The 23131-nt window shown below is 40.5% G+C and carries 20 protein-coding genes; 16 read left to right on the top strand and 4 right to left on the bottom strand.

Annotated elements, in window-relative coordinates; genetic code table 11:
* Positions 1-27: 27 nt before the first annotated feature.
* The 11 genes from ileS (at position 28) to AAEY57_RS06960 (ending at position 12293) form a co-directional block, all read left to right on the top strand.
* Positions 28-2856, top strand: a complete 2829-nt coding sequence (gene ileS, locus AAEY57_RS07010; protein ID WP_090494031.1) for an isoleucine--tRNA ligase — start codon at positions 28-30, stop codon at positions 2854-2856.
* Positions 2857-2868: 12 nt separating this feature from the next.
* A complete protein-coding gene (gene lspA, locus AAEY57_RS07005) occupies positions 2869-3369 on the top strand; it encodes a signal peptidase II (RefSeq protein WP_013464471.1) in 501 nt (166 codons plus the stop codon).
* Entirely contained in the window at positions 3366-3806 is a 441-nt protein-coding gene (gene fkpB / locus AAEY57_RS07000) for an FKBP-type peptidyl-prolyl cis-trans isomerase (protein WP_013464472.1), read from the top strand. The genes lspA and fkpB overlap by 4 nt, the downstream gene beginning before the upstream one ends.
* On the top strand, positions 3806-4735 hold the full coding sequence (ispH, locus tag AAEY57_RS06995; protein WP_013464473.1) for a 4-hydroxy-3-methylbut-2-enyl diphosphate reductase: 930 nt from the start codon (positions 3806-3808) through the stop codon (positions 4733-4735). Before fkpB ends, ispH begins: the two co-directional genes overlap by 1 nt.
* Before the next feature lie 30 nt (positions 4736-4765).
* Complete coding sequence (locus AAEY57_RS06990; protein WP_350607110.1) at positions 4766-5800, top strand: sensor histidine kinase; 1035 nt, start codon at positions 4766-4768, stop codon at positions 5798-5800.
* A complete protein-coding gene (locus tag AAEY57_RS06985; protein ID WP_350607108.1) occupies positions 5797-6501 on the top strand; it encodes a LytR/AlgR family response regulator transcription factor in 705 nt (234 codons plus the stop codon). The genes AAEY57_RS06990 and AAEY57_RS06985 overlap by 4 nt, the downstream gene beginning before the upstream one ends.
* A gap of 114 nt (positions 6502-6615) precedes the next feature.
* Positions 6616-7176 carry a type IV pilus modification protein PilV gene (gene pilV, locus AAEY57_RS06980; RefSeq protein ID WP_350607105.1) on the top strand — a complete coding sequence of 187 codons (561 nt, stop codon included), beginning with the start codon at positions 6616-6618 and terminating at the stop codon, positions 7174-7176.
* A gap of 1 nt (position 7177) precedes the next feature.
* The gene (locus AAEY57_RS06975) at positions 7178-8173 is read left to right on the top strand and encodes a PilW family protein (RefSeq protein ID WP_350607103.1); all 996 of its coding nucleotides are present in this window, start codon (positions 7178-7180) and stop codon (positions 8171-8173) included.
* Entirely contained in the window at positions 8161-8652 is a 492-nt protein-coding gene (locus tag AAEY57_RS06970; protein ID WP_290168746.1) for a pilus assembly PilX family protein, read from the top strand. Before AAEY57_RS06975 ends, AAEY57_RS06970 begins: the two co-directional genes overlap by 13 nt.
* Before the next feature lies 1 nt (position 8653).
* The gene (locus tag AAEY57_RS06965; protein WP_502935489.1) at positions 8654-11863 is read left to right on the top strand and encodes a pilus assembly protein; all 3210 of its coding nucleotides are present in this window, start codon (positions 8654-8656) and stop codon (positions 11861-11863) included.
* Between the two features lie 10 nt (positions 11864-11873).
* Positions 11874-12293 (top strand): type IV pilin protein, encoded by a 420-nt coding sequence (locus AAEY57_RS06960; RefSeq protein ID WP_350607100.1) that lies wholly within the window; start codon positions 11874-11876, stop codon positions 12291-12293.
* Between the two features lie 6 nt (positions 12294-12299).
* On the opposite strand, the gene AAEY57_RS06955 is transcribed toward AAEY57_RS06960, so the two are convergent.
* Entirely contained in the window at positions 12300-12833 is a 534-nt protein-coding gene (locus AAEY57_RS06955; protein ID WP_350607097.1) for a GspH/FimT family pseudopilin, read from the bottom strand.
* An 84-nt stretch (positions 12834-12917) separates the two neighbouring features.
* Positions 12918-13451, bottom strand: a complete 534-nt coding sequence (locus tag AAEY57_RS06950; RefSeq protein WP_350607094.1) for a GspH/FimT family pseudopilin — start codon at positions 13449-13451, stop codon at positions 12918-12920.
* Between the two features lie 158 nt (positions 13452-13609).
* Between AAEY57_RS06950 and AAEY57_RS06945 the strand changes: the two genes are divergently transcribed.
* Positions 13610-13948 carry a P-II family nitrogen regulator gene (locus AAEY57_RS06945; RefSeq protein ID WP_013464483.1) on the top strand — a complete coding sequence of 113 codons (339 nt, stop codon included), beginning with the start codon at positions 13610-13612 and terminating at the stop codon, positions 13946-13948.
* A 56-nt stretch (positions 13949-14004) separates the two neighbouring features.
* On the opposite strand, the gene AAEY57_RS06940 is transcribed toward AAEY57_RS06945, so the two are convergent.
* Positions 14005-14769: an outer membrane protein assembly factor BamD gene (locus AAEY57_RS06940; RefSeq protein ID WP_013464484.1), complete on the bottom strand. Its 765-nt coding sequence runs from the start codon at positions 14767-14769 to the stop codon at positions 14005-14007.
* 141 nt (positions 14770-14910) lie between these two features.
* Here AAEY57_RS06940 and rluD point away from each other — a divergent pair, with 141 nt between their 5' ends.
* The 3 genes from rluD to clpB all read left to right on the top strand — a co-directional run bounded on the left by rluD (position 14911) and on the right by clpB (position 19295).
* Entirely contained in the window at positions 14911-15888 is a 978-nt protein-coding gene (rluD, locus tag AAEY57_RS06935) for a 23S rRNA pseudouridine(1911/1915/1917) synthase RluD (RefSeq protein WP_350607091.1), read from the top strand.
* Between the two features lie 2 nt (positions 15889-15890).
* Positions 15891-16622: a peptidoglycan editing factor PgeF gene (pgeF, locus tag AAEY57_RS06930; RefSeq protein ID WP_350607088.1), complete on the top strand. Its 732-nt coding sequence runs from the start codon at positions 15891-15893 to the stop codon at positions 16620-16622.
* 96 nt (positions 16623-16718) lie between these two features.
* Entirely contained in the window at positions 16719-19295 is a 2577-nt protein-coding gene (clpB, locus tag AAEY57_RS06925; protein WP_024602825.1) for an ATP-dependent chaperone ClpB, read from the top strand.
* 61 nt (positions 19296-19356) lie between these two features.
* Here clpB and AAEY57_RS06920 read toward each other — a convergent pair whose 3' ends face one another.
* Positions 19357-20904 (bottom strand): methyl-accepting chemotaxis protein, encoded by a 1548-nt coding sequence (locus AAEY57_RS06920; RefSeq protein ID WP_350607086.1) that lies wholly within the window; start codon positions 20902-20904, stop codon positions 19357-19359.
* A 427-nt stretch (positions 20905-21331) separates the two neighbouring features.
* Between AAEY57_RS06920 and gshA the strand changes: the two genes are divergently transcribed.
* Entirely contained in the window at positions 21332-22909 is a 1578-nt protein-coding gene (gene gshA / locus AAEY57_RS06915) for a glutamate--cysteine ligase (RefSeq protein WP_350607083.1), read from the top strand.
* The last annotated feature ends 222 nt before the right edge of the window (positions 22910-23131 follow it).

Below are 23131 nucleotides of genomic sequence, written 5' to 3'. Positions count from 1 at the left end.
AGCCGATAGAGACGGAAAGTAGGATTAATGAGCGACTACAAACATACTTTGAATTTACCGGAAACAATGTTTCCAATGCGTGGCAATTTGGCACAACGTGAACCAAAAATGCTTAAAGCATGGTATGAAGACGACCTGTATGGTCAAATTCGCAGCGCAAAGAAAGGTAAAAAAACTTTCATTTTGCATGACGGCCCTCCGTATGCAAACGGCGATATCCATTTAGGCCATTCAGTAAATAAAATATTAAAAGATATTATTGTTAAGTCTAAAACCTTATCAGACTTCGATGCGCCATACGTACCGGGTTGGGACTGTCATGGTTTACCAATCGAGTTAATGGTTGAGAAAAAAGTCGGTAAACCCGGTGTTAAGGTAACTGCTGCAGAATTTCGCGAAAAATGTCGTGCCTATGCTAAAAAGCAAGTGGAAGGCCAAAAAGTAGACTTTAAACGTTTAGGCGTTTTTGGTGATTGGGATAAGCCTTACCTAACCATGAACTTTGACTTTGAAGCCAATGCAATTCGTGTACTAGGTCGCATTATAAAAAATGGCCATCTACACAAAGGCGCAAAACCTGTGCATTGGTGTACAGATTGTGGCTCTGCATTAGCAGAAGCAGAAGTTGAATACCAAGATAAACAATCGCCAGCTATCGATGTACGTTTTACTTTTGCTGATCAAGACGCAGTAATAAATGCGTTTAACTTAGCTGATGGCCATCAAGGCACTGGCAGTGTAGGGACTGTTATTTGGACTACGACACCGTGGACTTTGCCAGCTAACCGTGCGGTTGCTGTGCATGCTGATTTAGAATACGCGCTAGTACAAGTAGACGATGAAGGTGCTCAGCAGCGTCTGATTTTAGGTTCTGAGCTTGTTAAAGATGCGATGGATCGTTTTGGCTTTAACCACTTCCATATCCTTGGCTATGTTAAAGGTGCAGCACTTGAAAACTTAAACGTTGCACACCCATTTTATGACTTTAACGTACCGGTTATTGTAGCTGAACACGTAACCACAGATTCTGGTACGGGTGTTGTACATACTGCACCTGGTCATGGTCAAGAAGATTTCGTGGCAGGCCTTGAGTATAATCTTGAAGTAGCTAACCCAGTTGGCGCAAACGGAGTGTACTTACCTGACACTGAATTATTTGCCGGTCAGCATGTGTTTAAAGCCAATGCGAGTGTAATTGAGGTATTAAAAGAAAATAATGCCCTAATGCATCATCATGCATTAACTCATAGCTACCCACATTGTTGGCGCCATAAAACGCCTATTATCTTCCGCGCCACACCACAATGGTTTGTTAGCATGGATCAGGCTAACTTACGCAAAGATTCACTGGCTGAAATTAAAAATACTCAATGGTTACCTGAATGGGGCGAAAGCCGTATTGCCAACATGGTTGAAGGCCGCCCTGATTGGTGTATTTCGCGTCAACGTACCTGGGGTGTACCTATTGCATTGTTTGTTGATAAAGACACGGGTGCATTACACCCAAATACTCAAGAGCTGATTGAACAAGCTGCAGTACTTGTCGAAAAATCAGGTATTCAAGCATGGTATGACCTAGAGCCTGCTACTTTGCTAGGTGAAGAAGACGCTAAACAGTACATGAAAGTACAAGACACGCTAGATGTGTGGTTTGACTCAGGTGTGACTCATGCCTGTGTTGTTGATGCGCGTGAAGATTTAGTTGGTCCTGCAGATTTATACCTTGAAGGTTCTGATCAACACCGTGGTTGGTTTATGTCATCAATGATGACTTCAGTGGCAATTAATGGTCATGCACCATACAAGCAAGTGCTTACGCATGGCTTTACGGTTGATGAAAACGGCCGCAAAATGTCTAAGTCATTAGGCAATGTTATTTCGCCACAAAATGTGATGAATAAACTGGGCGCTGATATTTTACGTTTATGGGTAGCATCAACTGATTACACGGCAGAAATGACTGTATCCGATGAAATATTCAAACGTTCGGCAGATCGTTACCGTCGTATTCGTAACACCAGCCGTTACTTACTTGCTAACCTAAGTGGTTTTGATCCAAAAACGGATCAAGTTGCTGTTGATGATATGGTTGAGCTTGATAAGTGGATTGTAGGGCGCGCAGCACAGTTACAAGATGATATTTTAGCGGCTTACGATAGCTACCAAATGCTATTAGTAACGCAAAAGCTAATGAACTTCTGTACCGGTGAGCTTGGTTCGTTCTACTTAGACGTTATAAAAGACCGTCAGTACACGGCAAAAAGCGACAGCCATGCACGTCGTTCTTGTCAAACAGCGCTTTATCATATTGCTGAAGCAATGACGCGTTGGATGGCACCAATCATGAGCTTTACAGCGCAAGAAATTTGGGAAGCACTTCCAGGTGAGCGCAGTGACTACGTGTTTACTTCAACATGGTATGAGGGATTACAAGCACCAACAACGACCAAGTTTAGTAATGAAGACTGGCAAGCTATTTTAAATGTGCGTGACGAAGTGAACCGTCTGTTAGAAGCTGCACGTAAAGAAGAAGTGATTGGCGCAACATTACAAGCAACCGTAAACCTGTTTGCCAGCAAAGAGCTTGCAGCAAAACTTGCGGCGTTAGGCGATGAGCTACGTTTTGTGTTGTTAACCTCTGCGGTTAACGTTACCGAGGTAGATAGTCAACCTGCAGATTCACAAACTACTGAAATTGATGGTTTATACATTAGCGTATCAGCAACAGATGCTAAAAAGTGTGAGCGTTGTTGGCATTACAGTGAAGATGTAGGTGTTGAGCCTGCTCATCCTGAAATTTGTGGTCGTTGTGTAAGTAACGTTGACGGTGAAGGTGAAAAGCGTCAATTCGCTTAGGAGTTGTTTTTAGTGAGCAAACTAACCCAAAAAAGTGGTTTAGTGTGGCTTTGGTTGAGTCTATTACTGCTTGTAATAGACTTTGCCAGTAAAACACTGGTTGTAAACACCATGGCGTATGGTGAGTCAATTAATTTACTGCCTGTTTTTAGCATCACTTATGTACATAACTACGGTGCAGCCTATAGCTTTTTAAGCGAAGCGGGTGGCTGGCAGCGTTGGTTTTTAAGTGCAATAGCAATCGCGATTAGTTGTTTGTTGGTGTGGTGGTTAAAACGTCTTCCAGCCTCTAATAAAGTATTATGTGGTGCTTACTCGTTAGTTTTAGCTGGTGCTATTGGTAACTTATACGACCGCATTGCTTATGGTTACGTTATTGATTTTTTACATGTGTTTTACGAAGACTCACATTTTCCCGTATTTAATATTGCAGACTGCGCTATTTGTATTGGTGCTGCATTATTACTATTTGACGCCTTTACCGGCGAAAATCCAAAGGAGCATAAAGCATGAGCCAAGCTGTAATTGGTGAAAACTCAGACGTTATTTTTCATTTTTCTATTAAACTAGAAGATGGCTCTGCCGCTGACTCAACGAAAGTGCATAACAAGCCGGCTAAGCTCACTATGGGTGATGGCAGCTTAACCGCTAATTTTGAAAAATGTTTACTTGGCCTAACGGCCGGTGAGAGCAAAACATTTGAGCTTGAGCCGGAAGATGCCTTTGGTCAACCAAACCCAGATAATATTTATTATGTGGACCGTAGTAAGTTTGGTGTAGAAACGCCGGCTAAAGTAGGTGCTATTATTGCGTTTACTCAACCTGATGGCACCGAGCTTCCGGGTTTGGTGCGTGAAGTGCAAGGCGAGTCAGTTACTATCGATTTTAATCACCCATTAGCGGGCCAGCGCTTAACGTTTGAAGTTGATATTATTGAGGTGCAAGGTTAATGGAAATATTATTAGCTAATCCACGAGGCTTTTGCGCCGGTGTTGACCGCGCAATTAGCATTGTTGAGCGCGCTTTAGATATTTTTGAAAAACCAATCTATGTGCGCCATGAAGTGGTACACAATCGTTATGTGGTTGATGGCTTAAAAAATCGCGGCGCTGTGTTTGTTGAAGAGCTTGATCAGGTACCGGATGACAGTATTGTTATATTTAGTGCTCATGGTGTATCACAGGCTGTACGCAGTGAAGCAAAACGCCGTGAGCTTAAAGTATTTGATGCAACCTGCCCGTTAGTGACTAAAGTGCATATGGAAGTTACCCGTGCCAGCAGAAAAGGCATTGAATGCATTTTAATTGGTCACCATGGACACCCCGAGGTTGAGGGCACTATGGGTCAATACGACAATCAACAAGGTGGCATTTACCTAGTTGAAACCGTTGATGACGTGTTAAAGCTTGATGTTAAGAATGCAGATAACCTTTTTTATTGCAGCCAAACAACCTTGTCGGTAGATGATACTGCGGATGTGATTGATGCTTTACGCAGCAAGTTTCCTGCTATTGATGGTCCGCGTAAAGATGATATTTGTTATGCAACTCAAAACCGTCAAGATGCAGTACGTGACTTAGCAGACAAAGTCGATGTGCTATTGGTTGTAGGCGCTAAAAATAGCTCTAACTCCAATCGTTTACGAGAACTAGCTGATAAAATGGGCACGCGTGCGTACTTAATTGACGATGCCAGCAATGTTGAAGCGTCATGGTTTGATGGTATCAATAGTGTGGGGGTTACCGCAGGCGCGTCAGCACCTGAAGTGCTAGTGCAGCAAGTGATTACCCGCTTAAAAGAGCTCGGTGGTAACCAAGTAACAGAAAATCCTGGTGAAGAAGAAAACATTGTTTTTGCTGTACCAGTAGAGCTGCGTTAATTTAGAGATAAATCATAAAAGGAGGGTCGAATGGGTAAGCAACTGTCACCAGATGCGTTACTTTTTTCGGCCCTTTTTAATGAGCGTGGTGTGCTTGCATCCCTCGTAGTAACACAGGTTGTGGCTATTATATTAGCTTTTGCTCCTACTGCTGGCGATGACATATGGCTGCATTTGGGGGCGATCAGTTTGTTTCTCCATGTAACTGTGCTGGTCAGTACCTCTTTTTTATATCTTTGTCGTCGATTACTCGCAAAACAGACTCAGTTTATTCAGATCAGTTTTTTTATTGCTTCATATAATCTCAGTACTGCTGTATTTAGTCTGGTGTTTTCTCATATTGCTTTTGATATTGAAAACGAAAAACAACTGACGTTTTTTGTGCTGCGTAATTGCATTATTGTATTTTTGCTTACCTTACTGTTTGTACAATTTTTGCTTATTCATTTTGAAAAAGAGCAGCAAACCAAAGCACTTTCTCGTGCAGAACTTGATGCTTTGCAGGCACGGATCCGACCCCACTTTTTATATAATAGCTTGAATACGGCGGCAGAATTAACGCATCATGACGTTGAAGCTGCAGAGCATGCAATTTTAGCACTAGCAGCGCTGTCTCAAGCTGCAATGCGTTCAGGTCAAAGTGTATTACTCAGTGATGAAATAACATTAACTAAACAGTATATTGCGCTTGAATCATGGCGCTTTGCAGAGCGCTTAAAGGTTGAGTGGTTATTACCAGAACATCTCCCTGCGCTATATATTCCATATCTAACATTACAACCTTTGGTAGAGAACGCAGTATGTCATGGCATTGAGCCAAGCCAAAGTGGTGCTACTATAAGTATTGAACTGCATGTGACAACACATTATTTAACCTTAATTGTAACTAATCCTGTACCTACTGAAACTGAAAATACTAGAGAGCATAACGGTATGGCTCTTGATAATATTCGTTCTCGTTTAAGTATTTATTATAAAGGTCGGGCGCAACTGACAATAACCAACAAAGATAATCAATTTAGAGTCAAAGTAGTCATCCCAAAACAAGCAGAGAATACGTTATGAATGTATTGATTGTAGATGATGAGCCCTTAGCAAGGGCACGATTGAAGCGTTTACTCGCTGAGAACCATACATCCATTCATGTGCAAGGAGAGGCTAGTAATGGCAATGACGCTTTAACACAAATGAAAAAGCAGCAGCCTGATTTAGTGTTTTTAGATATTGATATGCCAGGCTTAAATGGCATCGAAGTGGCCAATCAACTCAATGATCTAGCGGTACCTCCGGCGATTATTTTTATAACCGCTCATCCTGAGCATGCACTTGATGCGATGCAGTTAAATGCAGCCGGATATTTGGTAAAACCTATATCAGAAAAAAGTTTGCAACATGCATTACAACAGCTAGGACGTTTAAACAGAGTACACCTGCAACAGCAACAAACAGAAAAAGTAACGTATCAATTGGCAGGCACCGTAAGAAGCATAAAAATAGAAAATATTTTCTATTTTTATGCACAGGAAAAGTACACAAAAGTCGTATTCGATGGTGGGGAGGCTTTAATTGAAGACAGTTTAAAGCAACTTGAAATGCAATATCCTCGTCACTTATTGCGAATTCATCGAAATACCTTAGTGAATAAAAATAAAATTTTGGCACTCCATACACTTAAAAACCATCAACATGTTATTGAACTCAAAGGGTGTACACCTTTTTTAGCCGTTAGTCGTCGAGCGCTCAAAAGCGTAAAAAGCGTACTTTAGCACACCAACCTATTAACCGCTTATCAACATAATTAACCGTTGGTCGTGGTGCTAGTTGAATCTATTTTTTTATTGCATACACTTAGTATCAGATAATTATTATTTGGTTTTACTATGTCTTTGAGCACGTTGAAATTGCAAAAAGGTTTTACCCTTATTGAAGTCCTGATTGCGTTTATTATTCTTAGCTTTGGTTTATTGGGGGCTGTAGCCCTGCAAGCAAAAGCAAAACAAGCAAGCTTTGATTCAATGCAACGTGCTGCTGCTGTTGCGCTTGGTAATGATATTATCCAACGTATACGTGTTAATGATACCTCAGCGCTTGTAACTCAGTATAAAGGCAACTTTACGAGTGAAACAACTTTAAATTCATCCAATACTTGCTTTACAGATTCGTGTAGCAGTGCGCAAATCGCTGTATTAGACATAGAGCAATGGAAGCGTGCCATTCGTGCTCGTGAAAATACAGGGTCTCTTGATGATGCAATCGTGTGTGTTAATCCCGAAGCGGTAGCAGGCTCTGGCGGTAAAGCGTTTAACATTGAAGTAATTGTATCATGGCAGGGTAGGCAAGAATTCACTGCAAATGAAAATACAGCAAATATTGATTGCGGAACAGCTGATAAAAAACGCCGTGTAGTAGTACTTACCAGCTATGTTTATGTTAGGAGCTAAAATGAGGCAAGCAGGTTTTACACTCATTGAAATGATGATCTCTTTGTTCATCGGCGGGCTAATTTTAGGTGGCGTCATGTTTACTTATATTGGTATGAAAACAACCACCAAAAGCACCATGGCAATAGGTGAACTGCAAGAGTCAGGGCGTTTAGCGATTAATATTATGCAACGCGATATAGAACAAGTAGGCTTTTGGGGCACATTTTATGGCAATTCATTTACTGCAATAAACACCTCATCATTAGCAAGTCCAACAGGTGATTGCTTTGAAGGTCTCAACAATGGCAGTTTTCCTGATTTAACCAGCAGTAGTAACTTTAAAACCCTTTATGCAAAAACAGCGGCAAGTCCAAGTGAACTTAATTGTGTTAATAACCCTGTATCGGGCACTGATATTTTACAAATTAAGTTTGTGCAAGGGCACCAATTAGATGTAACTAACGCGGTTAACGAAACAGCTAATAATGGTTATTATTTTGTGGCCGAACAAGAACTTGCTCGTTTTGTCAAAGATCAGGTTGATGCCAACACACTTAATGTCAATGCCACTGTGTGGCCTTACAGCCACCATGTTTATTATATTAGCGAACAAACTTATACCGTAAATAATAAAAAACTAACAGTGCCCGCATTGATGCGAAAACGCCTAACTGGCAACGGTATGACCACCGAAACAATCATGGAAGGGGTTGAAAATATGCGTTTTATTTTTGGTCTCGATACTAATGGTAATGGCAAGGTCGATTCGTATCGCAGCATAAACAAAATGACTGCAGCTGAGTGGGGCAATCAACAAGGTATTTTAACCGTGCAGATATTTTTATTAGTAAGAACATTGCAACCCGATCCAAGCATAAATAGCAAAAAGCAAATATATACACTCGGTGAAGATGAAAACGCGCGTAAGCTTGAAGTTACTGATAACTATAGGCGTACTGTATTTACTACCACTATTCGTTTAAATAATGTAGGGGCAAATTTATGGCGTATGTAACACACACACCTACACAGCATAAGCAAAAGGGAGTAGTGCTTATTACTGCTCTAATTATGGTAATAGCAGTAACCGGTATTGCCGTTACATTAATGAGTAGCAGTACCATCGACATTAAAATTACCAATGCAGCACAAGAGCGGGAAGTGGCAGAAAACATGCTAGTCGGCGAGGTTCAACGAGTGATAGCACAAGAGGCTAATAAAGGCGGCGCTAGCCAGTTTTTCTTAACTAAGAACGAGATCCCTGAGCAATGGAAAACGATAGCTACTCATGATGGTATGCAAAGTGCCATGACCAATTTAAATAAGGGAGTAATGGAGCTTAACTGCCCGCGTAGATACAACCCTACAGAGGGGGTCGTTTGCAACATGATGCAAGTCACCACTACTATTGAATATGGCTCTAAGAGCAAGCACCAGCTAACAGTTGTAACGGGTATAGCGCAAGAAATGGCCGATAAAGGTAAGGGGATTTAACATGAAACTAGCAGCAAGTATTATATTTACTTATTTTATGTGCCTTTTTTTTACAGCGCCGAGCAAAGCTGAAGACATAGAGCTGTATGTAAATAAAGATGTCAATGTAGATGAAAAACCTCGGGTATTGTTTATTTTTGATACGTCAGGAAGTATGGATGAGGAAGTTACATCAGCAGGCACAAGCGAGCGTTGTTTTATAAAAAGGAGGGGGTTTCTTTGGTTTCCTCCTTATTATGAACAACTACCAAGCTGTTATGAAAGTAAAGATAGCTACAACGAATATAATGAACAATGTTATATAAATATTGGTAACAGAAACTATCAACCAAGTTGTGTTGATGAAGTTGAAAGTGGAACAAGGCTTGAGGTTGCAAAAAGAGCTGTAAAAGGTTTAATAAAGGACAATAATGATATTGACTTTGGTTTAATGCGTTTTAATTATAACGCAGGTAACGAACCTGGTGGTGGTTATGTGCTTGCTAGAGTTGGCACAGACGAAGATACGTTGGTTGATAGAATTAATGAATTACCTGCTTATGGCTCAACGCCCTTAACAGAAACATTATGGGAAGCGTATTTATACATTTCAGGGCAAAACCTTAAGTTTGCAAAAAATGTTGATGATAGAGACACAAGTGCAGAAAATAGCCAAAAGTATGAGTCGCCTTTTAGAAAAAACAACGAAAATTCGCTGCGCTGTGATAACTCCATCAATATTATTTTAATGACCGACGGCGAACCTCAGAATGATGATGAAGCAGATAATAGTATAAAGAGTACCTATAATAACGTTTTTAAAAGTAATGCGGGATCTTTTGGGAGTTATCGTAGTTATTTAGTAGCGCTAGCCAAAATTTTACATGGCAACGATAATACTGATGTTGATTTATATCCTCAAACTACTGAAACGATTGATACTGCAAGGTTATTTACTATTGGCTTTGGTGGAGGGATGGATGAAGATGCACTTAAATTATTGGAGGAAGCGGCTAAAGTTGGCGGTGGCGATTATTTTGAAGCAGATACAGCCGCTACTCTTACCTCGGCACTTAAAAATACCATTACCTTAATACGAGAAGAAAACAGCACCTTTACATCGCCTTCTTTTGCAAGTAACAATGTCGATCAGACCCGTAGTAAGGATGCGGTTTATCTCGCTATGTTTTATCCTGAAGTTGGAACACGATGGCGTGGTAATTTAAAAAAAATAAAAGTGATGGGAAATAAACTCATAGACTCTACATTAACGCTTGCATTAAATAGTGACGGATTAATTAAAAAAGACGCTAAAACATTTTGGACGAAGGGCAATTTAGCTGATGGCAACTCCGTTGAAAGCGGTGGAGTTAATGCGATGCTGACAAGTTTAGATCCGGGTAAGCGTAAATTAATTTCAGATATTGGGGTATTTAATATATCTAACCTAGTGCAAGTTTATGGTGACAAAGAAAAAGCTGCTGGTGTTTTTAATGTGCCTAAAAGCGATCTTGATTCAACAATAAACTGGGCACGTGGTGTTGATGTTGATAATGAGAATACTACAAGCACCCAGCGAGCTGACATTTTTGGCGACCCTTTACATTCAAAACCTGTGGCGATTGATTATGGCAATAATGATGTTCGTATACTTGTCGGTACAAACGCAGGCTTTTTACACATGTTTAAAGATGATGATAGTAAGAATGAAGTAACTGAAAGCTGGGCATTCATACCTTCAGCGTTATTTAATATTATTAAGCCGCTTAGAGCCAAAGAGGCCGGAAAAAAATATGGCATGGATGGCCCTATTAGCGTGTACTCTAAAAATGAGAGTTTAGATGCCGATGGTATTAATGATGGCATTGTTAATGCGGGTAAAGGTGATGCTGTATGGGCGTTTGCAGGCATGCGACGTGGCGGTAAAAACTATTATGGGTTAGATATTACTAAGCCTGACTCACCTTCTTTAATGTGGAGTATTAAAGGCGGGGTAGATTCAGGTTTTGAAGAGCTTGGTCAGTCTTGGTCGAAACCACAAGTTGCGTTTATAAAGGCCTTTGGTGATAAGCCCGTTTTGATTTTTGGCGGTGGCTACGACACCATTAAAGATAAAGACAAAGGGAATAAACGCGATGCAGACTCAATGGGTCGAGATGTGTTTATTGTTGATGCTAAAACCGGTAAAAAGCTTTGGTCACTGCGCAGTAACAATAGCTTTACTGGTAAACACAGTATTGCCGCAGACGTTACATTGCTTGACTCTAATTACGATGGCTATATTGATAGAATTTACGCAGCAGATACCGGTGGCGACATTTGGCGTGTTGATATGCCAGGTAGTCAAACAAATGAATTTAGCCACTTTAAACTTGCATCGCTTGCTGATGGTAAAGATAGGCGCTTTTTTTATAAACCAGCCATAGCGCGAACCATATTTAGTAAAGTGACTCAAAAAGAGGGTGTTACTTCACGTGTTGAAACTCCTTACGATGCCATCGTTATTGGCAGTGGTAACCGCACTAACCCGGTAAATTCAACCACAGCCGATGAGCTTTTTATGATAAGGGATGAAAATACGCTCACAAAATCATTTAAAAATAACGCTCCTGAAACTATTTTATTTACAGATTTAATGTCGATGAATGAAGATAAGTTTGGTAATGCATTAAGTAATGTTAGTGAGTTTATAAATCTAGAAGTTGAACTGACAAATACATTTAAAGGCTGGCATTATACGTTATCGCCCGGCGAAAAATCGCTTGCTGCGGCAACCGTGGTAGGAGGCGTTGCGTATTTTACTTCATTTAGTCCTGCATCGGATACTGGACTAAACCAATGTTCGTTAACCGGTGGCGGTGGCTCTTTATATGCATTTCATTTGCATTACGGCACTAAAGTATATGATGAGTTAAAATTTGCCACCAGTTATGAAGTCCCTGATACGCCGCAACTTTATTTTGGTGCCTCCTGTGTTGACGGTAATTCAGACGGTAAATGCGACGATGACACAACGGTTGACGTACAAAGCCAATTTTATTTAATTGGCCCAGGCATAAAAGGCAAAAATGCAGAGAATCCGTTTAGACCAATTGAAATTATTGGGCCTAATTTAAAAATAGTAGATGGTAAAATTCAGCTAGTTAACGATACTCAGCCTATTGGGTTTGGCTTTAAAACTCAGCAAATGTATATTTACAAACGTGAAGAAAACGATGAAGTGAATAATTAGGAGTCATTAGATGGTTGCCAAGTACACTGGATTTACTTTAATTGAGCTGATGATAGCCGTGGCAATTGTGGGTATTTTAGCCGCCATTGCCGTGCCTAATTACAGTGAATATGTAAAACGCGCATCACGTGCAGAAGCGGCATCTGCACTTTTAGATGCTGCAAACAAGCAGGAGCAGTACTTTGTAGATAACCGAGTCTATTCAACTTCGTTTAGTGACTTAGGTATTCAAAGTAAAACTGAAAACGGGCATTTTGAGCTAACAATTAATGTGGTTAATAGCAATGAATTTACAATCACTGCGAAGCCCATTGATGGTGCCGTGAAAGGGGATGCTGATTGCACGTCATTAACCATTAATGACGTTGGCTTAAAAGGAGCAACGGGTAGTAAAGGCGATACCGACATCAACTATTGCTGGGGTAGATAACGTTAGTTATTTTTGGCATTTGTTGGTAGATTTTATTCGTATTCGCCCAGTTTGACTTATTGACAGAGCAAGCCCCTCAAGGCTTGCTTTTTCGTTATTTGGGCAATAGATAAAAGTACCATTTTGAAAACCATTTAGTGTACCATCTGGCCTAAATGTAATGGCATCTCGTGGGTATGTTAACGTATCGGCTTCATTTGTGTGCTCAAATGTACTGATCAGCTGCTCGTCATCGCCAAGCGACGTTGACTTGTCGTTATCAACAAATATAGCGAGCTGGTTATGCCAGTCGTCTAATGTACATTTATTACTTTTTAATGCGCACAAAGTAACGTAGCTGTTTTTTTCTATAGCGTATAGACGAGCATAATTAATATTTTTATGTAATAAGCTAACTTGATTGTTCACGCGGTTGAGCGCTAAAAAGTTGGGTAAATAAGACAAGGAAATTTGACCTACAATGGCAACAATCGCGAGGCTAACTAGCAGCTCTATTAATGTTGTACCATGGTGGGTAGAAAAGTATAAAGGTAACTTCATCCCTGAAGCCTCAATCTAAACATGTTTCTTACAAGTTTAGTAAAAACTTAAATTATGGCAAGTGTTGTTCAATTTATAATCACCCTATTTACTATTACCTAAATAAAAAGCGGTGCCTGATTGGGAAAGTGTGAGTGCCTTGCTATTATTTTGATTACCATTAGGTGAAAAAACAAAGTTACCTGGCGCAGTAGTAATGCGGCCACTGGTATTAAAGCGGATTTGGCTACCCCCAGAAAATGTCACTTTGTCGTTGGGGTTGGTTTTTTCCATGACTCTTATTAAACTATCACCACTGTCATATTGCCCATTATTATTACCATCGACAAAGGTGACGACAACATTATCGCTAGCCCACTCAGTGGTGCACTTAAAATTGGCAGCTGAACCTTTCACATCAGCATAAGGTGCTGGACAAATAATAACTATCTCATCGGTACTAGCCGCTTGTGAGCGTGCAAAACTAATATTACGTTTTAGTTCTAATAAAAAATTTTCACCTCGATTTTCTTCTAGCATATCGCTACTGTTCCACAACGCAATAGTGGCTATAATGCCAACAATGGCTACGGTGACCATTAACTCTAATAGGGTAAATCCACGGTGCTTAGTTTTCATATAAATCTCATTAACTCGGTGATGTTTTAGTATAGTTATTTTTATTAAAATAATCATACCATGTTTATTTTTCACCGGTGCTATTCAATCTCTTTGTTTGCTATGAACCTCATGATTGTCTAAAATCGAGGCAACTGAAGCTTTCAAAAGTAATTACTATGAAAAAAATAGAAGCAATCATTAAACCGTTTAAGCTCGATGATGTGCGTGAAGCCCTATCAGATGTAGGTATCACGGGTATGACAGTAAGTGAAGTAAAAGGCTTTGGGCGTCAAAAAGGCCACACAGAGCTATACCGTGGTGCTGAGTACATGGTTGACTTTTTACCTAAAGTAAAACTAGATATTGTGCTCGGTGATGAAGACGTAGAACGTGCTATTGATGTTATTGTTAAAACAGCACAAACTGGCAAAATTGGTGATGGTAAAATATTTGTCACTGACGTAGAACGTGTGGTTCGAATTCGTACTGCAGAAGAGGATGAAGAGGCTATATAGTCGAATAAACCTCGTAAAAAAAAGGCGCTAATTTTATAACTAGCGCCTTTTTCGTGTTATTTATTTCTGCTATTAAATTTACGCGTTTGCTCTGCATGCTGACTTAGTTCAGTCAAGCCAAGCTTCTCGTAACTTTTTTCCATCATGGCGAGTGCCGCATCAAGATAACTACTTTGTGAGTAGTGCTCTACCACATATTTACCGCGATTTGCGGCTGCTAAATAGGCTTCACGTTCGTAATAGTAAGTTGCCACTTTTAGCTCATAACGTGCCATGCGGTTTAATAACCAAACTAAACGACGTTTTGCTTCTGGCGCATAATCACTTTCTGGAAAACGTTTAACCAAAGTTGATAAGTCGGTATAAGCAACACGGGTGCGTTTAGCATCTCTGTCAGCTCTGTCTACACCAAAGTATTCTTGGAAAGCATTTTTATCCGCCTTAATATTAACCAAGCCACGCATGTAGTACATGTAATCTAAATCTTTGTGGTTTGGGTTTAAGCGAATAAAACGGTCGATTGTAGCAAGCGCTTGCTCTGTATTACCTGATTGGTAATGTGCATACACTAAATCCATTTGGACTTGTTTTGAAAACGGACCAAACGGGTAGCGAGAATCAATTGCCGTTAATAATTCAATTGCACGAGCGTATAAACCAGAATCAAGCGTTTGTTTTGCATCTTCGTATAGTGCTTGTGCCGATCTGTTGGGTACGCGTTGAATATCTTCTTGGTCAGGTGCAGACGAGCAGGCCCCTAAACTAAGCACTGAAACTGAAAAAACAATGGCGAATGCACGTTTCCCTATTTTATTTATCATTTTATTTGTTACCTTCGATGTCTTCGGCTAGGCCAAGTGGGTAAAACCGAGTAAACTATGCGTATTATGTTATGCTTTTATTAAAAGCGATTCTAACCCAGTCAAGCAAAGCTTGCACTGGTAAATTGGGTAAAGTTACTAATGTCAGAGCAAATATCTCTCCAAGCCGAGGTCCCAACAGACTTAGGTGGTAAACGTCTAGACCAAGTATTAGCGCAATTGTTCCCTGATTATTCACGATCACGGATAAAAACGTGGATTTTAGATGATAAAATCACCGTTAATGGTGAAATTTTCAACACCCCGCGTGAAAAACTACTCGGTGGTGAAGTTGTAGCTGTTGAAACAACAATAGAAGCACCTCGTGAATACGAAGCACAAGATATCAAATTAAACATCGTTTATGAAGACGATGATATTTTAGTGATCAACAAACCAATGGGATTAGTGGTTCATCCTGGCGCAGGTAACCCTGATGGTACGGTGTTAAATGCTTTATTACACTACTATCCAGAAATTATTAACGTACCACGAGCGGGTATTGTGCATCGTTTAGACAAAGACACAACAGGTTTAATGGTTGTTGCTAAAACGATTCAGGCACAAACACATTTAGTTAAAGCACTGCAAAAGCGCGAAAACTTCACACGTGAATATGAAGCGTTATGTAATGGCACTATGACAGCCGGTGGTATGGTTGAAAAACCAATTGGTCGTCATGCTACGCAGCGTACGCATATGGCAGTTCATGAAATGGGTAAACCAGCTATTACGCATTATCGTGTTGCCGAAAAATTCCGCGCCCATACTCGTTTGCGTTTACGCCTTGAAACCGGACGTACACACCAAATTCGCGTGCATATGGCGTACTTAAACCATCCCTTAATTGGCGATCAATCTTATGGCGGCCGTCCTCGTCCACCAAAAGGGGCAACGCCTGAGTTATTTGAGTTACTGCGTAGCTTTAAGCGTCAAGCGCTGCATGCTGTAAAATTAAGCATTGCTCATCCAATTACCGGTGAAATGATGACCTGGCAAGCACCTATTCCTGATGATATGGTCCAGATGACACAAGCACTGCGCGAAGATACAAAAGCAAATCCAGATATAGCTAGTTAATTATGTCTGGCTTATCAGCTACATGGCAACCTATTCAGGGTGTAGGCACATTGAGTACTACACGGGATGGAGGTGTGTCAAAGCCTCCATTTGATAGTTTGAATTTAGGGTTACATGTAGGTGATAACAGCCAAGATGTATTAACCAATCGAGCGCATGTAAATAGTTACATACCTAATCCTGCTGTTTGGTTAAATCAGGTTCATAGCGCTGATGTAATTTTAGTGGATGAAGCGTTTGACGCTAATCACATACTGACGGGGGATGCGCTTTACACGCAGTTACGCAATCAACCTTTAGCTATAATGACCGCTGACTGTTTACCTATTTTACTTACCTCAAGCGATGGCCAAGAAGTGGCTGCAATTCACGCCGGTTGGCGAGGGTTAGTGCAAGGAATTATTAATAATACAGTTAGCTGTTTTAAACATGAGCCAGCGAATTTACATGCGTGGTTAGGTCCTGCAATAGGGGCGAATCAATTTCAAGTCGGCCAAGAGGTAGTCGAGTTATTTACAGCAAATAACCCCCTAATGCACAGCGCGTTCAAAGCTCAAAATAATGAAAAGTATTTAGCTGATATCTATCTAATAGCAACTATTTTACTTAATCAACAGGGCGTTATAAACATTAGCGGGGGTGAATATTGCACTGTTTCTCAAGCTAACTTGTTTTTTTCTTATCGGCGCGATGGCCAAACCGGTCGTATGGCAAGTTTGATCTGGCGCAAGTAAATAATCATTAGGTGATTATTTTTCCCACAATACCTTGAACAATCCCGCTAACATACCCATCTATTAAGTAATTCGTTTTTTTATAGGTAAACCCCCATGCGTTTAGATAGATTTACAAGTAAATTTCAGTCTGCGCTTTCAGATGCGCAATCATTAGCGCTAGGTCGCGATCATCAATTTATTGAACCTGTGCATCTAATGTACGCTTTGTTAAAACAAAGTGGCTCAAGTGTGCGTGCACTATTTGCACAAATGAGCATCAGCGTTGATGAACTCAACACTAAATTATCACAAGAGATAGAAAAGTTATTTAAAGTGGAAGGCGTTGGTGGCGATGTACAGTTGTCAAATAACATGGTTTCACTGATAAACCTATGTGATAAATACGCCCAAAAACGTAAAGATAAATACATTTCAAGTGAGTTGTTTGTATTAGTTGCGTGTGAAGATAAAGGCCCGCTTGGCAGTGTTTTTAAAGCACTTAACATTACGGCGAGTAAGGTTGAAACGGCAATTGAAGCGATTCGTGGTGGCCAAAAAGTTGACGATCCTAATGCGGAAGAAACACGTCAAGCACTTGAAAAGTACACCATCGATTTAACTGAGCGTGCAGAGCAAGGTAAGCTTGACCCTGTAATCGGTCGTGATGATGAAATTCGCCGCACTATTCAAGTATTACAACGCCGTACCAAAAATAACCCTGTGTTAATTGGTGAGCCAGGGGTGGGTAAAACAGCCATAGCTGAAGGGCTTGCACAGCGTATTATTAATGGTGAAGTGCCTGAGGGCTTAAAAAACAAGCGCGTATTATCACTTGATTTAGGCGCATTAGTTGCTGGTGCAAAATACCGAGGTGAATTTGAAGAGCGTTTAAAATCAGTACTTAATGAGTTGGCTAAAGAAGAAGGCCAAGTTATTTTATTTATTGATGAAATTCATACCATTGTTGGAGCGGGTAAAAGTGATGGCGCTATGGATGCGGGTAACATGTTAAAACCTGCCTTAGCACGCGGTGAACTCCATTGCGTAGGCGCAACCACTTTAGATGAATACCGTAAATACATTGAAAAAGATGCTGCGCTTGAGCGCCGTTTCCAAAAGGTATTAATAGAAGAGCCCTCAGTAGAAGACACCATTGCTATTCTGCGTGGCTTGAAAGAGCGTTACGAATTACACCATTCAGTGGAGATCACCGACCCTGCAATCGTTGCCGCAGCGCAGTTATCGCATCGTTATATTAGTGATCGCCAATTACCCGATAAAGCAATCGATTTAATTGACGAAGCGGGCTCTTCTATTCGCTTGCAAATTGATTCAAAGCCAGAAGCTTTAGATAAATTAGAGCGTCGCATTATCCAATTAAAAATTGAAGATAACGCATTGGCCAAAGAGAAAGATGAAGCAAGTCAAAAGCGCCGTACAGAAATGGTCGAGCTGATCACTGAGCTTGAAGGGCAATACCGTGAACTAGATGAAGTATGGAATGCAGAAAAAGCGTCTTTACAAGGCACGCAGGTTATTAAAGCTGAGCTAGAGCAGGCACGACTTGATTTAGAAGTGGCTCGCAGAGCAAGTGACTTGCAGCGTATGTCTGAACTGCAATATGGACGTATACCTGAGCTTGAGCGCAAACTCGATTTAGCATCACAAGCAGAAATGCAAGAAATGAGCTTGCTTAAAAATCAGGTAGGCGAAGATGAAATTGCAGAAATTTTATCACGTTGGACCGGGATCCCAGTGGCGCGTATGCTCCAAGGTGAACGTGAAAAACTATTACAAATGGAAGAGCAGTTACATAACAAAGTCATTGGTCAAGATGAGGCCGTCGTTGCGGTGGCTAATGCCATTCGTCGTTCGCGTGCAGGGCTTGCTGATCCCAATCGTCCAATTGGCTCGTTCTTATTTTTAGGGCCTACAGGGGTTGGTAAAACAGAACTTACCAAGGCACTAGCAGGCTATATGTTTGATACCGAAAGTGCCATGGTGCGTATAGATATGTCTGAGTTTATGGAAAAACACTCAGTCGCACGTCTAGTCGGTGCGCCTCCAGGGTACGTAGGTTACGAAGAAGGTGGTTATTTAACCGAAGCTGTTCGTCGTAAACCTTATTCGGTTATTTTGCTTGATGAAATAGAAAAAGCGCATCCAGATGTGTTTAATATTTTATTACAAGTCCTTGATGACGGGCGTTTAACGGATGGCCAAGGGCGTACGGTTGATTTTAAAAATACGGTTATCATTATGACCTCCAACTTGGGCTCAGATATCATTCAAGAGCAAGCGGGAAGTAATGACTATGACGAGCTTAAAGCAAAAGTCATGGGTGTTTTACATAATGAATTTAGACCCGAGTTCATTAACCGTATTGATGAAACTGTGGTATTTCACTCACTTTCACATAGTCATATTAAAGAAATTGCAGATATTCAGTTAAGCAAATTACGTCAACGATTAACAGAGATGGGGTATTTACTTGAGTTGACAGATGCTGCTCTTGAGCGAATTGCTGCCAGTGGCTTTGATCCTGTCTATGGCGCTCGTCCGCTTAAACGGGCAATACAGCAAACCATTGAAAATCCATTAGCACAAAAACTGCTTAATAATGACTTTCAACCAGGTTGTATCATTGTCATTGATGCTAACGAAGACGGCTTAGTGTTTACGAGTCGATAATTTGAGCACAGCAAAAAGCCGCTGTTTTCAGCGGCTTTTTTGTTTTTATTAAGGGAGTTGGTTAAACCTTAAAAGTCAGTAATAAATCATTCACTTTTCTTGAGCCTTCCACTAGTTCAGCCGCACCGCGCGCTACGCTAAAACTCAATTGTAAATTGTCATCCCCTAAGCCTTTAATCTTTTCAACATTGCTACCAATGTCTTTACTTACAACCTGTTGCTGTTCTGCTGCGGCTGAAATATCGGTGGCGAGCTGTGAAATTTCACTAATTTGAATAAAAATACTATCAAGCTCTTGTTGTGTTTGTCCTGTTGTATTAACACAGTCATCGGCTTGTTGTTTTGTACTCTGCATGATTTTAGACCAGCTAAACAAGGTATCTTGAATTTCTTTAATTGAGCTGTGAATTTGTGCTGTGGCGTTTTGAGTACGTGACGACAGCGCTCTTACTTCATCGGCAACAACGGCAAAACCACGGCCATGCTCACCGGCGCGTGCCGCTTCAATAGCCGCATTGAGTGCCAATAAGTTAGTTTGTTCAGCAATCCCTTCTATTTCACTCATGACTTGGCCAATTTTATCTGCTTCAGAGGCAAGCCCCGTTGCTGTGGCGGCCGCTTGCTCAACTTGTACAGCTAAGTCAGACACCATTTTACTGTTATCTGCAATATGATTTTTGATATCAGAGCAGCTTTGATAAGTAATGCCCACTTTATCAGCTGTGTTATTGGTATTGTTAGAGATTTCACCAATCGTGGTACTCATTTGTGACATGGCTGAAGCAATTTGTTCTAGCTGAGTGCCTTGAGAAGAAATACCTTGCTCGGTCAACGTCGATTGTTGATCTAACCCTTGGGCAATCGTATTAAAACTCAAGGTTGAATCTTTTACCCGTCCCAGTACCGTTCTTAATTTAGCACTGAGCATCTGCTCTCTATACTCACTAATGCTGTGTGGGTGCGAGCCACTAAACACATAACGAGATACAGAGTCTGCTTGGCTTTTTTGTTGTTTGAGGGTCGCTGGTGTTGTTACCAGCTCATCATAATTTAAAACTAAAATAACAATACATACTAATAAGTTAATCGCGGCAAGCGAAATTGAGCCCCATATTGCGACACTTGCTAACCAAATTAAAATTCCCGCAATGCTTAAACCTTGTCTCAATGATGTGCGTTCGCGCCAGCTGAATAATGATTTATTAGCGTTAATTTTGGCATAGAGCTTTTGTGCTCTGCGTTTTGCGCGTTGCTCTAGTTTTATTCGCACAGACTGATAACCAATCAGTTGGCCATGCTCAAAAATAGGCGTTACAAATGCATCAACCCAATAATAGCGGCCGTCTTTACATAAGTTTTTTACTGCGCCACGCCACGAATGGCCTTGTTTTAAGGTGTCCCACATTTCTTTAAATGCAGCTTTTGGCATATCAGGATGGCGAACGATATTGTGATTTTTATTTATCAGCTCATCCATCTCGTAGCCTGCGATACTACAAAACTCATGATTGGCATAAGTAATAACACCGCGTAAGTCAGTGGTTGAAACCAACTCTTGGTGTTCTTCGAAGTTAACTTCTTCATCTATTAAGCTTTGATTACGACGCATAGTGACTCTTTATCATTCTTTATTATGGAGGCTATTGTAATTACTAAAACTAATGTACGTTAGTGATATGTGTAAAATAGCAGGAATAAGACATTTTTTTTAATGTTTTTATGATCTTTATCAACTTTAAGAGTAATTGATTTTTTTAGTTATGCCAAACTTTTAGCAAGTGATTCACCCTTTCGTACGGGGAGAAATAGTGCTTTGAGGTTACGATGTATTGTGGCAAATAATATGTAAAAGAAATTGTATATTCGTGGTCGCAATGGCAAGATTATCTTTTATAGCGTGAAACAAAGCGTGTTTAAAATCCAGTAAAAACTATATCTAATAAATTCATATAGTTTTTTCATCGTTTAATCTTGAGTAAAGGTAAAAAGACCCCATAACCTTATGATTAAGCCACTTGGCTCGAGGAAACTTTTTTTTGACAACTTATAATTTAAAGAACACGCTCAACGCGCTATCTAATGCAGATAATCAACAGGCTATTAAAGGCATTATGCGCGGTATTGAGAGAGAATCATTAAGAATTAATCACGATGGTTCTATTTCTAAACAGGCTCATCCTCAAGGTGTGGGCTGTGCGCTCACCAATGGGCATATTACCACTGATTTTTCTGAGTCTTTACTTGAGTTCATTACACCGGTTAGCGAGTCATCAAAGCAAACTTTGCAGCAGCTAAAAGATTTACAAAAGTTCACCCTAGAACATATGGGCGATGAATTGTTGTGGCCAATTAGTATGCCGTGCTTTATAAATCATCAAGACGATATTGTATTGGCACAATTTGGCGACTCTAATGTCGGTAAAATGAAAACCCTATATCGCGAAGGCTTGAAGAACCGTTACGGCAGTATGATGCAAGCGATTGCAGGCGTGCATTTCAATATTTCTTTTCCAGAAACGCTATGGCAGTCACTGCATTCATTAAAGCAAAGTGACGCGAAACTTGAAGATTTTATATCGGATAGTTACTTGGCGTTAATTCGTAACTTTAAACGCGAACTGTGGTTAATTAGCTACATGTTTGGCGCATCGCCGGCATTATGTAGCTCTTTTTTACAAGGGCGTAAAAGCGATTTACCGTTTAAAAAACTCGGTAAAGGCACTTTATATTTAGAAGTGGGTACCGCATTACGATTAGGTAATTTAGGCTATACCAATAGCGCACAATCGTCATTACGGGTAATGTACAACTCATTAGATGAATATGTTGCAGGGCTTAAAAAAGCCATAAATACGCCTTCAGATATTTACGGCAGTATTGACGATTACACCAGTTCGACGCCAAAGCAATTAAATAAAAATATTCTACAAATAGAGAATGAGTTTTACTCGCCAATTCGCCCTAAGCGTAATGCTAAAAATGGTGAAACACCCACTGATGCATTACTAAGAGCGGGTATAGAATATATTGAAATTCGTGCATTGGATGTTAACCCATTTAGTGAAGTTGGCATTGATTTAGAGCAAATACACTTTTTAGATGTATTTTTAACCTATTGCTTATTAAAAGACTCAGCGCCTATGGACTGGGAAGAGCAAGCGCGAAGCACTGAAAATCTTGATACAGTAGTAAACCAAGGTCGAGAAAAAGGCCTAATGCTTAATTTTAATAATGAGCAGCGCAGTCTTGAATCATGGGGTGATGAAATATTTAATCAGCTCGTTGATGTTGCTAAGTGGATGGATAGCGCGTACGGGGTTGATTATTACTCAAACACTATTAAGCGCATGGCGACTTGGATTCATGATCCGGCATTAACGTATTCTGGTCGTTATGTTGAGCAGTTAAAAGCGTCAGGGTTAGATAATGGCCACTTTGCACTGTCACTTGCTCAGAAGTACAAACAAAGCCATGAAACAGCAAGTTATACTGAATTTTCAAAATCGTGGCTAGAGCAACAAGCTGCAGAGTCGTACCAAGCCCAAAAGGCAATTGAACACGCTGATAAACAACCATTTACCGCATTTTTAGATACGTATTTCAGGGTCTGTTGACCTTTGCGGATTACAATTTGTTCAGACTAGGAACGGTTTAATCGCGGCGCGAGGTTTGTAACCTAGTGGGCTCGATAACTGCTCCTGCGTTATTCTACTGGCTTACATCCATGTAAGAATAAGTAAAAACCGAGCAACAAAGAGTAAATCGCTCCTAGGCTGAACCCTAAGGGCAGCACCTGCTTGGCATTGATGCTGCGTTATCGCCTATTTATGGGGAAT

Origin of the sequence: Pseudoalteromonas sp. MER144-MNA-CIBAN-0113 (assembly GCF_040308965.1) — a bacterium.
GTDB classification, from domain to species: domain Bacteria; phylum Pseudomonadota; class Gammaproteobacteria; order Enterobacterales; family Alteromonadaceae; genus Pseudoalteromonas; species Pseudoalteromonas tetraodonis.
This window is presented reverse-complemented; position numbering and strand designations above follow the sequence as displayed.

What these genes read in the sequence shown, in the direction of transcription:
- ileS (WP_090494031.1), top strand. Translation starts at nt 28, where the DNA reads ATGAGCGACTACAAACATACTTTGAATTTACCGGAAACAATGTTTCCA.
- fkpB (WP_013464472.1), top strand. Translation starts at nt 3,366, where the DNA reads ATGAGCCAAGCTGTAATTGGTGAAAACTCAGACGTTATTTTTCATTTT.
- ispH (WP_013464473.1), top strand. Translation starts at nt 3,806, where the DNA reads ATGGAAATATTATTAGCTAATCCACGAGGCTTTTGCGCCGGTGTTGAC.
- AAEY57_RS06990 (WP_350607110.1), top strand. Translation starts at nt 4,766, where the DNA reads ATGGGTAAGCAACTGTCACCAGATGCGTTACTTTTTTCGGCCCTTTTT.
- AAEY57_RS06985 (WP_350607108.1), top strand. Translation starts at nt 5,797, where the DNA reads ATGAATGTATTGATTGTAGATGATGAGCCCTTAGCAAGGGCACGATTG.
- pilV (WP_350607105.1), top strand. Translation starts at nt 6,616, where the DNA reads ATGTCTTTGAGCACGTTGAAATTGCAAAAAGGTTTTACCCTTATTGAA.
- AAEY57_RS06975 (WP_350607103.1), top strand. Translation starts at nt 7,178, where the DNA reads ATGAGGCAAGCAGGTTTTACACTCATTGAAATGATGATCTCTTTGTTC.
- AAEY57_RS06970 (WP_290168746.1), top strand. Translation starts at nt 8,161, where the DNA reads ATGGCGTATGTAACACACACACCTACACAGCATAAGCAAAAGGGAGTA.
- AAEY57_RS06965 (WP_502935489.1), top strand. Translation starts at nt 8,654, where the DNA reads ATGAAACTAGCAGCAAGTATTATATTTACTTATTTTATGTGCCTTTTT.
- AAEY57_RS06960 (WP_350607100.1), top strand. Translation starts at nt 11,874, where the DNA reads ATGGTTGCCAAGTACACTGGATTTACTTTAATTGAGCTGATGATAGCC.
- AAEY57_RS06955 (WP_350607097.1), bottom strand. Translation starts at nt 12,833, where the DNA reads ATGAAGTTACCTTTATACTTTTCTACCCACCATGGTACAACATTAATA.
- AAEY57_RS06950 (WP_350607094.1), bottom strand. Translation starts at nt 13,451, where the DNA reads ATGAAAACTAAGCACCGTGGATTTACCCTATTAGAGTTAATGGTCACC.
- AAEY57_RS06945 (WP_013464483.1), top strand. Translation starts at nt 13,610, where the DNA reads ATGAAAAAAATAGAAGCAATCATTAAACCGTTTAAGCTCGATGATGTG.
- AAEY57_RS06940 (WP_013464484.1), bottom strand. Translation starts at nt 14,769, where the DNA reads ATGATAAATAAAATAGGGAAACGTGCATTCGCCATTGTTTTTTCAGTT.
- rluD (WP_350607091.1), top strand. Translation starts at nt 14,911, where the DNA reads ATGTCAGAGCAAATATCTCTCCAAGCCGAGGTCCCAACAGACTTAGGT.
- pgeF (WP_350607088.1), top strand. Translation starts at nt 15,891, where the DNA reads ATGTCTGGCTTATCAGCTACATGGCAACCTATTCAGGGTGTAGGCACA.
- clpB (WP_024602825.1), top strand. Translation starts at nt 16,719, where the DNA reads ATGCGTTTAGATAGATTTACAAGTAAATTTCAGTCTGCGCTTTCAGAT.
- AAEY57_RS06920 (WP_350607086.1), bottom strand. Translation starts at nt 20,904, where the DNA reads ATGCGTCGTAATCAAAGCTTAATAGATGAAGAAGTTAACTTCGAAGAA.